Consider the following 10705-nt stretch of genomic DNA (forward strand, 5'->3'; position numbering starts at 1 on the left):
GGGCAATGGGGCACGGAAGCCGAAGGCAGGACACAGGGGGGGCCCGGGGAACCTTGTGGGTCCCCCGGCCCCCGTCCCGTACGTGCGCGAGCGTCAGCTCGTCGTCGTGTCCTCCCGGCGGACCGAGAGCAGGTCCTCCAACTGCTCCTCCCGGGCCTGCGCCGCGACGAAGAGGAGTTCGTCCCCGGGCTCGAGCGTCTCCTCGCCGTGGGGTGTGAGCACTCGCGGCCCGCGGATGATCGTCACGAGCGAGGTGTCCTCCGGCCAGGCCACGTCCCCGACCTGCGTGCCCGCCAGCGCCGACTCCGGCGGCAGCGTCAGCTCGACCAGGTTGGCGTCGCCGTGGCTGAAGCGCAGCAGCCGGACCAGGTCGCCGACGCTCACCGCCTCCTCGACCAGCGCCGACATCAGACGCGGCGTGGACACCGCGACATCGACGCCCCAGGACTCGTTGAAGAGCCACTCGTTCTTGGGGTTGTTGACCCGGGCGACCACACGTGGCACGCCGTACTCGGTCTTCGCCAGCAGCGACACGACCAGGTTCACCTTGTCGTCGCCGGTCGCCGCGATCACGACGTTGCAGCGCTGCAGCGCCGCCTCGTCCAGCGACGTGATCTCGCAGGCGTCGGCCAGCAGCCACTCGGCCTGCGGCACCCGCTCCACCGAGATGGCGGTGGGCGCCTTGTCGATCAGGAGCACCTCGTGCCCGTTCTCCAGCAGCTCTCCCGCGATGGAACGCCCCACCGCGCCGGCCCCTGCAATCGCGACCCGCATCAGTGACCGCCCTCCTCGGGACCCTGGGCGAATGCCGCCTCGACCTTCTCGATCTCGTCCGTACGCATCATCACGTGGACCAGATCGCCTTCCTGCAGCACCGTCTGCGAGGACGGCAGGACCGCCTCGCCGAGCCGGGTGAGGAACGCGACCCGCACGCCCGTCTCGTCCTGCAGCTTGCTGATCTTGTGACCGATCCAGGCCGGGGACGTGTGCACCTCGGCGAGCTGGACGCCACCGCTCGGGTCCCGCCACAGCGGCTCGGCCCCGGACGGCAGGAGCCGCCGCAGCATCTGGTCGGCGGTCCAGCGGACCGTGGCCACGGTCGGGATGCCGAGTCGCTGGTACACCTCGGCGCGCCGCGGGTCGTAGATCCGCGCCGCCACGTTCTCGATCCCGAACATCTCGCGGGCGACCCGCGCCGCGATGATGTTCGAGTTGTCGCCGCTGCTCACCGCGGCGAACGCACCGGCCTCCTCGATCCCCGCCTCGCGCAGCGTGTCCTGGTCGAAGCCGACCCCGGTGACGCGGCGGCCCCCGAAACCGGAGCCCAGACGACGGAAGGCCGTGGGGTCCTGATCGACGACGGCGACCGTGTGCCCCTGCTGCTCCAGGGTCTGCGCGAGCGCCGCTCCCACTCGCCCGCAGCCCATGATGACGATGTGCACCTGCTTACCCCGCAGTCCTGGTCATCCCGCTGACCTGCGCAAACACCCTGCTGACTCTTTTCTCTCGGCTCTGCCGGGCAACGACGGGGCATCGGTGTGCGGTTGTTGCCCTTGACGAGCTTATGACGCGGGGCCTGTGTTGCCCTCATCCGCGGTGGCAATGCAGGGGGATGCCGGGCGCACTCGCGTCGTACGTAGCGCTACGTGCTCGTTCGATTGCTACGGGGTGGCGTCAGCATGACAGGACCGTGCGATTCCGCGCCGGAAAGGGCCGCGGGTGGGCTTCGTCAAGAGGAAACCCTTACGATCCCTTGCGTGTCCAAACTGACCGACATTCCCAAACGGATCCTGATCGGCAGGGCGCTGCGCAGCGACAGGCTGGGAGAAACGCTCCTGCCGAAGCGCATCGCACTTCCCGTCTTCGCCTCCGACCCGCTGTCCTCGGTGGCGTACGCCCCGGGAGAAGTCCTGCTGGTCCTCTCCATCGCGGGTGTGTCGGCGTATCACTTCAGCCCCTGGATCGCGGTCGCCGTCGTGGTCCTGATGTTCACCGTCGTCGCCTCCTACCGGCAGAACGTCCACGCGTACCCCAGCGGCGGCGGCGACTACGAGGTGGCGAACACCAACCTCGGCCCGAAGGCCGGCCTCACCGTCGCCAGCGCGCTGCTCGTCGACTACGTCCTCACCGTCGCCGTGTCGATCTCCTCCGGCGTGGAGAACCTCGGCTCCGCGATCCCCTTCGTGGTCGAGCACAAGGTGCTCAGCGCCATCGCGATCATCGTGCTGCTCACGCTGATGAATCTGCGCGGCGTGAAGGAGTCGGGCAAGCTCTTCGCGATCCCGACCTACGTCTTCGTCGCCGGCGTCTTCATCATGGTCGCCTGGGGTGCCTTCAAGGGCCTCGTCCTCGACGACACCATGCAGGCCCCGACCGCCGGCTTCGAGATCGAGCCCGAGCAGCAGGGGCTGGCCGGCTTCGCGCTCGTCTTCCTGCTGCTGCGCGCCTTCTCCTCCGGCTGTGCCGCGCTCACCGGCGTCGAGGCCATCAGCAACGGCGTCCCCGCCTTCCGCAAGCCGAAGAGCAAGAACGCCGCCACGACGCTGCTGCTCATGGGCGGCCTCGCCGTGACCATGTTCTGCGGCATCATCGGCCTCGCCATGGCCACCGACGTCAAGATGGCCGAGAACCCCGCCCACGACCTGCTCAGCAACGGCACACCGGTCGGCCCGGACTACGTCCAGGACCCGGTGATCTCGCAGGTCGCGGCCGCCGTCTTCGGTGACGGCACGTTCTTCTTCGTGCTCCTCGCCGCGGCCACCGCCCTCGTCCTCTTCCTGGCCGCGAACACCGCGTACAACGGCTTCCCGCTGCTCGGCTCGATCCTCGCCCAGGACCGCTACCTGCCGCGCCAACTGCACACCCGCGGCGACCGGCTCGCCTTCTCCAACGGCATCGTGCTGCTGGCAGGCGCGGCCATCCTGCTGGTCTGGGTGTACGGAGCCGACTCCACCAAGCTGATCCAGCTCTACATCGTCGGCGTCTTCGTCTCCTTCACGCTCAGCCAGACCGGCATGGTCCGGCACTGGAACCGGCATCTGAAGACCGAGCGCGACCCCGCCAAGCGCCGCCACATGATCCGCTCGCGCGCGATCAACACCTTCGGTGCCTTCTTCACCGGCCTGGTGCTGGTCGTCGTTCTCGTCACCAAGTTCACGCACGGCGCGTGGGTCGCCCTGCTCGGCATGGTGATCTTCTACGGGACCATGACGGCGATCCGTAAGCACTACGACCGCGTCGCCGACGAGATCGCCGCCCCCGACGAGCCGACCGACGACACCGTCCGTCCCTCCCGGGTCCACTCCATCGTGCTCGTCTCCAAGGTCCACCGGCCGACCCTGCGCGCCGTCGCCTACGCCAAGCTGCTGCGCAGCGACACGCTGGAGGCGCTCAGCATCGACGTCGACCCGGCGGAGACCAAGGCGCTCAAGGAGGAGTGGGAGCGGCGCGGCATCAACGTGCCGCTGAAGATCCTCCACTCCCCGTACCGCGAGATCACCCGCCCGATCATCGAGTACGTGAAGGGCCTGCGGCGCGAGAGCCCGCGGGACGCGGTCAGCGTGATCATCCCCGAGTACGTGGTCGGCCACTGGTGGGAGCACGTGCTCCACAACCAGAGCGCCCTGCGCCTCAAGGGCCGCCTGCTGTTCACCCCGGGCGTCATGGTGACCTCCGTGCCGTACCAGCTCCAGTCCTCCGAAGCCGCCAAGAAGCGGGCCAGGAAGCGCCAGGAGTGGAACGCACCGGGCGCGGTGCGCCGCGGCCCCGTGACCGAGCGGCCGAAGGAGCCCAGCGGCAGGAGCTGAGGGCACCTGGCATCCACGTAGACTGGGGGGCTGTCGTCCGCACACGGACGACGCCCCCCTCTCGTATCCCTGGAGTCACCCCGTCATGCAGAACGCTTCTGAGTCTTCGCTGGTCGGGGAGGAGTACGAGGTCGAGGTCGGCCCCGTCGCACACGGCGGCCACTGCATCGCCCGCACCGAGGGCGGCCGTGTGCTGTTCGTGCGGCACGCGCTGCCCGGCGAGAAGGTCGTCGCCCGCGTCACCGAGGGCGAGGAGAGCTCGCGCTATCTGCGCGCCGACGCCGTGCGCGTACTGGAGCCGTCCAAGGACCGCGTCGAGGCGCCGTGCCCGTACGCGGGACCCGGCAAGTGCGGCGGCTGCGACTGGCAGCACGCCAAGCCGGGCGCACAGCGCCGCTTCAAGGGCGAGGTCATCGCCGAGCAGCTGAAGCGGCTCGCGGGCCTCACCCCCGAGGAGGCCGGCTGGGACGGCACGGTCATGCCGGCGGAGGGCGACAAGCTGCCCGCGGGCCAGGTGCCCGCCTGGCGCACCCGCGTCCAGTACGCCGTCGACGCCGAGGGCCGCGCGGGTCTGCGCCGGCACCGTTCCCACGAGGTCGAGCCGATCGAGCACTGCATGATCGCGGCCCCGGGAGTGAGTGAACTCGGCATCGAGAAGCGCACCTGGGAGGGCATGGCCTCCATCGAGGCCATCGCCGCCACCGGCTCCGGCGACCGCCAGGTGATCCTCACCCCGCGCCCCGGCGCCCGGCTGCCGATCGTGGAGCTCGACAAGCCCGTCTCGGTCCTGCGCGTCCACGAGAAGGACGGCAGCGTCCACCGCGTCCACGGCCGCCCCTTCGTCCGCGAGCGCGCCGACGACCTCACCTACCGTGTCGGCATGGGTGGCTTCTGGCAGGTCCACCCCAAGGCCGCGGACGTCCTCGTCCAGGCCGTCATGCAGGGCCTGATGCCCCGCAAGGGCGACACGGCCCTCGATCTCTACTGCGGCGTCGGCCTGTTCGCGGGCGCCATCGGCCAGCGCGTCGGCGAGAAGGGCGCGGTCCTCGGCATCGAGTCCGGCAAGCGCGCCGTCGAGGACGCCCGCCACAACCTCCAGGACCTCCCGCGCGTCCGCATCGAACAGGGCAAGGTCGAATCCGTCCTCCCGCGCACCGGCATCACCGAGGCCGACCTCGTCGTCCTCGACCCGCCCCGCGCGGGCGCCGGCAAGCAGACGGTCGCCCACGTGTCGGGCCTCGGCGCGCGCCGCATCGCCTACGTGGCATGCGACCCGGCGGCGCTGGCGCGGGACCTCGCGTACTTCCGCGACAACGGGTACAAGCCGCGGACGCTGCGGGCGTTCGACCTGTTTCCGATGACCTCGCACGTGGAGTGCGTGGCGATTTTGGAACCCGCTGCAAAGAGCCTCTGACCTGCTGGTTTTTCTACTTCCTCAGGTCTCGGAGGGTTGGGCCGACCTGTTCTCATGGGCGCACCACGTGGAGTGCGTGGCGATCCTGGAGCCTGCCGATAAGGGCCGCTGACCTGCGGTTCTGATAGGTGCGCATCATGTGCGTCAAGGGCGATGTCCTGATGCTGAAATGATGCGCTCGACGGTGTCGTGACGCTCCGTCTCTTCGAGGACTGAGAAGGGTCGCGGTGCGAACGCGCGCGCTTCGGGTTCCTTGCCCCGGCGCATGGCTCCCACGTCGGGCCGATCGGCCGGGTCGGGCTCCCACGCATGTATCGCGGAAGGCATCGTCAAGTTCGGCCACCTGCCGGCATGGCGTCCCGCCAGGGAGGCCGGTCTCGTGCGTGTGTGGCCGTTGGACGCATGTTGCACGGCCACCCGTATAAATCCGGTTTCGTTCGGCCACCGGGACTTCCGGACCGCAGTGGATCTGAAGACTCCAATGATCATCCAGTAGACCCGACCACCGTGTCCGGCCAGAAAAGACGCCATCCGCCCCCTATGGGAGGGCGGAGCGGGCGCCTCCCGGCGAGACGCCATCCAGAAGGTGGAAGGTCCGACCTGCGCTTACTCACCGGGCGATTGGTAATCGAGGGCCGATGAGAGCTCCCGGCGAGTGGCTGGCCCGGCGTGCCCGCCGGGTGTACGACTGGCTCGGTGAGGATGGTTGCGCCCGGGCCTCGGGCGAGCGGGAGTTGACTGGTGCGTATCTCCCGGTGCCGGTGCCAGATCCGCTTCGCTGGGGGCAAGGGCCGGGTGTCGGATCCGACATGGCCCCCGTGCCGCTGGGCCGCGCGCCGCATGCCCTGACCTGCGTGGTGGAAGTGGCGTCGGCCGCAGCCCTCGAAACTGCGGTGGTCAGGAGGCTGCGCGGGACGCGTAGGCGCGGATGTCGGCGTCGGGGTCGGTGGTGGACACGGCGAGGGCGGTGCGGGCTTCGGGGTCGGCGCGGTTGGGGCAGGAGGGAAAGGACGGCGGCCTTGCGGACATCCGCGTTGGTGTCGGCCAGCGTCTTGGCGAGGGCGGGGACGGCCTGGGCGGGCGGGGCCGCCTGGAGGGCGGTCGCGGCGCCGGCCCGGACCTGCCAGGCGGGGTCGTCGAGGGCGGCCGCGGCCAGCACGGCGTAGCGGGGCGGGCAGCCGGTGGCGGCCAGCGCGGCCAGGGCGGCGCCCCGGACCAGGGGGTCGGGGTCGTCCAGCAGCGGGTCGAGCGGTGCCGGGGCCGGGGCGTGCACGGCCGCGAGGCCGCGGGCCACTGCGACCCGGACCTCGCGGGCCGGGTCGGCGGCGGCCACCGCCAGCTCCGGGACCGCGTCCACCGAGACCAGGGCCCGGACGGCGCTGATGCGGACCTCGATGTCGGTGTCGCCGAGCGCGGCGGCGTACATCCCGGCATCGCCCAGCCGCAGCGCCCGCAGCACGTCGAGCGCGGCGGCCCGGACGGCCGGGTCGGCGACGCCCAGCGCCTCCCGCAGACCGGCCCCGAACTCTGGCTCGGCGGGCAGGACTTCGACCAGCTCACGTAGCGCAGCCGCGGCGGCGGCCCGGACCTGCGGTGCGGTGTCCCGCAGGCGCTCGGCGAGCGCGGGCCCCGCACCGGCCGGCACCGTCTCGCCGGGGGCGGCCACGGCGGCGGCCCGCACCGCCGGGTCGGCGTCGCCCAGGTAGGGGCGCAGCGCGTCCAGGTCGGGGGACTCCTCGGCGAGGGAGAGGAGGCGGAGGAGGGCGGGGCTGGGCGCGGAGACCTCCGGGGTCTCGGCCGGGACCGGAGCCGCCGCGGGTGCGGCCGGGCGGGCGGCCGGGGCGGCGTCCCGCGGACCGGCCGTGGCCACGGGAACCAGCGTGACCTCGCCCAGCCGCCGCTCCGGTCCCGGCGCCGGCGCGAACTCCGGCACCGGGACCACGTACGGCTCGACCGGTCGCGCGGTGAACTCCATCGCCCCGGAGGGCGACTTGCGCAGATCAAGGTGGTGCAGCCAGCCCGCGTCGTCCCGCTCCGGATGGTCCAGCCGCTCGTGGTACAGGCCCCACCGGGACTCGGTCCGGGCCAACGAGGCCCGGGCCGCCATCTCCGCGCAGTCCCGGATGAAGGTGACCTCGGCGCACCGCATCAGTTCGTGCCACGTGCGCGCCCCCATCCCGGCGATCTCCTCCGACATCCGGCTGAACGCCTCCACCGCCAGGGACAGCTTCGCCCCCGTCTTCGGCGGTGCCACGTAGTCGTTGACGAACCGCCGCAACTTGTACTCCACCTGCGGCTGCGGCGGCCCGTCCGGATTGCGCAGCGGCCGGTAGACGAGGTCGTGGGCGGCGGCCAGCTGGTCCCGGGGCAGCTCTCCCTCGAAGGCCCGGTACCGCGCGGCGTCCTCGCCGGCCAGGTCGCCGAAGACGAACGCGCCGATCATGTAGTTGTGCGGTACGCAGGCCAGGTCGCCGGCCGCGTACAGCCGGGGCACGGTGGTGCGGGCGTGCGCGTCCACCCGTACCCCGGAGGCGGAGTGCCCGCCGCACAGTCCGATCTCCGAGATGTGCATCTCGACGTCGTGGGTGCGGTAGTCGTGGCCGCGGCCGTCGTGGAAAGTGCCGCGGGTGGGCCGCTCCGTCGTGTGCAGGATCGATTCGACGGCGGTGATGGTCTCCTCGGGCAGATGGCTGAGCTTGAGGTACACCGGGCCTCGGTCGGAGGCGAGTTCGGCCGCGAACTCGGCCATCATCTGCCCCGACCAGTAGTCCGACTCCACGAACCGCTCGCCGTGCCGGTTCACCTGGTAACCGCCGAACGGGTTCGCGACGTACGCACAGGCCGGCCCGTTGTAGTCCTTGATCAAGGGGTTGATCTGGAAGCACTCGATCCCGGTGAGCGCGGCCCCCGCGTGGTAGGCCATGGCGTAGCCGTCGCCCGCGTTCGTCGGGTTCTCGTACGTCCCGTACAGGTAGCCGGAGGCGGGCAGACCGAGCCGGCCGCACGCCCCGGTGGCCAGGATCACCGCGCCCGCCCGGACGGTGACGAACGCGCCGGTGCGGGTGTTGAACCCGGCTGCGCCGACGGCCCGGCCGTCGGCCGGGTGGGTGAGCACCCTGACCGGCATGACCCGGTTCTCGATGCGGATCCGCTCCCGCATCTCGCGGCGCCGCAGCTGCCGGTAGAGGACCTTCTTGACGTCCTTGCCCTCCGGCATCGGCAGCACGTACGAGCCGGACCGGTGCACCTGGCGGACCGCGTACTCGCCGTGCTCGTCCTTCTCGAACTTCACCCCGTACGACTCCAGGCGCTGGACCATCGCGAAGCCGCGGGTCGCGGTCTGCCGGACGGTGGACTGGTCGACGATGCCGTCGTTGGCGCGGGTGATCTCGGCGACGTAGTCGTCGGGCTCGGCCCGGCCCGGGATGATCGCGTTGTTGACCCCGTCCATGCCCATGGCGAGCGCGCCGGAGTGCCTCACGTGCGCCTTCTCCAGCAGCAGCACGTGCGCGCCGCGTCCGGCGGCGGTCAGCGCGGCCATGGTGCCGGCGGTGCCGCCGCCGATGACGAGGACGTCGCAGGACAGTTCGGTCGCGTCGGCGAGGGCGGGGATGGCCAGGGGGGTGTCCACCAGGGTGTCCACGGGGCGTGCCTTTCAGAGGGCAGGACGGTACCCGTGTCCCTCACGACAAGCACTCCTGCGTTCGTTCAGGCCCCCTCACCCACACGGACGTCCGCCGACTTCCCGGGCCCGACCCCTGCCCAGCTGCTCGAATTCGTGCGTCGTACCGCCGCGGACGCCGACCTCATCGCCGCGCTCCCGCTCGACCCCGAAGGCCGTACCTGGGTACGCATCCAGGGCCCGGGTGGCAGCGAGGCATGGCTCATCAGCTGGCCGCCCGGCACCGGCACCGGCTGGCACGACCACGCCGAGTCGATCGGCGCCTTCACCACGGCGGCAGGCGAACTGACGGAGAACTCGCTCGCGGTGCGCCTTCCCACCGAGGGGTGGAGGTCCCTGGAGCTGGCCGAGGGCGTCGACCGCCGACGGAAGTTGCCGCCCGGTGAGGGCAGGGCCTTCGGCCACCACCACGTGCACGAAGTGCTGAACGAGTCCCGCACCGAGCACACCGTCTCCGTTCACGCCTACTACCCGCCGCTGCCGCTGATGCGCCGCTTCAGCCGCACCGGTGCGGTGCTCTGGCTGGAGCAGGTCGAGAGGCCGGAGGACTGGCGGTGAGCGGAAAGCCGTCCATCGACGAGCACCTGGCGCGGGTCCGCGCCGGGCTCGACCGCGTAGGCCCGCAGGAGGCGTACGCGGCGGCTGCCGACGGGGCACTGCTGGTCGACATCCGGTACGCCGAACTGCGCGAGCGCGACGGGCTGATTCCCGCAGCCCTCGTGATCGAACGCAACGAACTGGAGTGGCGGCTGGACCCACAGGGCTCCCACCGCGTCCCGCAGGCCACGGGCCACGATCTGCGGATCGTGGTGATCTGCAATGAGGGCTACGCCTCGAGCCTGGCCACCGCATCGCTGCACCAGCTGGGGCTGCACCGCGCGACCGACCTCGTCGGCGGCTTCCAGGCGTGGCGTGCGGCGGGCCTGCCCGTCAGCGCACCGTAGGACCCGTGCGGATGGGGCCCTTCCCCTCCGCACACGGCAGAACCGGCTCCGCTGCGGGGCGATGCCTTCGCGTAGCCGGTGCCATGCGCCGGGTCTGCCGGTGTGCGGACGGATTGGCGCGCATCCCGTGCCGATCGCGATCCGTCTTTCAGCGGGCGACCAGCAGCCCGCGGTTGTGGAGCACCCGCCGCTCCAGCGGGCTGAAGATGAGCAAGTCGATGGCGATACCGACGATCAGGATGAGGATGATCGCGAGGAACACCCCGGCCATGTCGATGTTGTTGCGGGCGTTCTCGAGCAGCTGGCCGAGGCCCAGGCCGAGGTCCGGGGAGGAGGCGATGATCTCGGCGGCCATCAGGGAGCGCCATGAGAAGGCCCAGCCCTGCTTCAGTCCGGCCAGATAGCCGGGCAGCGCGGCCGGCATGACGATGTGCCAGGTGCCCTTGAGGCCGGTGGCGCCCATGGTGCGCCCGGCCCGCAGGAACAGCGGCGGCACCTGGTCGACGCCGGAGACGAGGCCGTTGGCGATCGACGGGACGGCGCCGAGCAGGATGACCGCGTACATCATCTTGTCGTTCAGGCCGAGCCAGATGACGGCGGGCGGCACCCACGCCACCGACGGCAGCGACTGCAGACCCGACAGGATCGGGCCGATCGCGGCACGCACGGGTTTCACCCGGGCCACCAGCAGGCCGAGCGGTGTGCCGATGGCGAGGGCCAGCAGGAAGCCGAAGAGACCGCGCGAGATGCTGGTCCAGATGACATCGAGCAGGGTGCCCTGCAGCCACAGGTCGGTCACACCGGCCCACACCGCGGACGGGGCCGGCAGCTTGTCCTCGGTGGTGACCTTCGCGGAGAC

Annotated in this window: 7 protein-coding genes and 1 pseudogene; 4 read left to right on the top strand and 4 right to left on the bottom strand. The window is 71.2% G+C overall.

Annotation, left to right across the window (positions count from 1 at the left end; genetic code table 11):
- Window positions 1-93 precede the first annotated feature (93 nt).
- Window positions 94-774 carry a potassium channel family protein gene (locus ACFV9O_RS15930; protein ID WP_385417655.1) on the bottom strand — a complete coding sequence of 227 codons (681 nt, stop codon included), beginning with the start codon at window positions 772-774 and terminating at the stop codon, window positions 94-96.
- Window positions 774-1442, bottom strand: coding sequence for a potassium channel family protein (locus tag ACFV9O_RS15935; RefSeq protein WP_385417658.1), 669 nt, complete (start codon window positions 1440-1442; stop codon window positions 774-776). The genes ACFV9O_RS15930 and ACFV9O_RS15935 overlap by 1 nt, the downstream gene beginning before the upstream one ends.
- Window positions 1443-1757: 315 nt before the next feature.
- On the opposite strand from ACFV9O_RS15935, the gene ACFV9O_RS15940 reads away from it, so the two are divergent.
- Together ACFV9O_RS15940 and ACFV9O_RS15945 are read left to right on the top strand one after the other, a co-directional pair.
- On the top strand, window positions 1758-3806 hold the full coding sequence (locus ACFV9O_RS15940) for an APC family permease (RefSeq protein WP_385417662.1): 2049 nt from the start codon (window positions 1758-1760) through the stop codon (window positions 3804-3806).
- Between the two features lie 85 nt (window positions 3807-3891).
- The gene (locus ACFV9O_RS15945; RefSeq protein WP_385417665.1) at window positions 3892-5220 is read left to right on the top strand and encodes a class I SAM-dependent RNA methyltransferase; all 1329 of its coding nucleotides are present in this window, start codon (window positions 3892-3894) and stop codon (window positions 5218-5220) included.
- An 897-nt stretch (window positions 5221-6117) separates the two neighbouring features.
- On the opposite strand, the pseudogene ACFV9O_RS15950 reads toward ACFV9O_RS15945, so the two are convergent.
- A pseudogene (locus ACFV9O_RS15950) lies at window positions 6118-8863 on the bottom strand (fumarate reductase/succinate dehydrogenase flavoprotein subunit).
- A 33-nt stretch (window positions 8864-8896) separates the two neighbouring features.
- Between ACFV9O_RS15950 and ACFV9O_RS15955 the strand changes: the two are divergent.
- Together ACFV9O_RS15955 and ACFV9O_RS15960 are read left to right on the top strand one after the other, a co-directional pair.
- Window positions 8897-9460, top strand: coding sequence for a cysteine dioxygenase (locus ACFV9O_RS15955; RefSeq protein ID WP_385417668.1), 564 nt, complete (start codon window positions 8897-8899; stop codon window positions 9458-9460).
- A complete protein-coding gene (locus ACFV9O_RS15960) occupies window positions 9457-9846 on the top strand; it encodes a rhodanese-like domain-containing protein (protein ID WP_385417671.1) in 390 nt (129 codons plus the stop codon). Before ACFV9O_RS15955 ends, ACFV9O_RS15960 begins: the two co-directional genes overlap by 4 nt.
- 148 nt (window positions 9847-9994) lie before the next feature.
- Here the strand turns inward: ACFV9O_RS15960 and ACFV9O_RS15965 are convergent.
- The coding region (locus ACFV9O_RS15965) for an ABC transporter permease (RefSeq protein WP_385417674.1) at window positions 9995-10705 on the bottom strand (711 nt) is incomplete at its 5' end.

The sequence above is a fragment of the Streptomyces sp. NPDC059909 genome, from assembly GCF_042730885.1.
Lineage (GTDB): Bacteria > Actinomycetota > Actinomycetes > Streptomycetales > Streptomycetaceae > Streptomyces.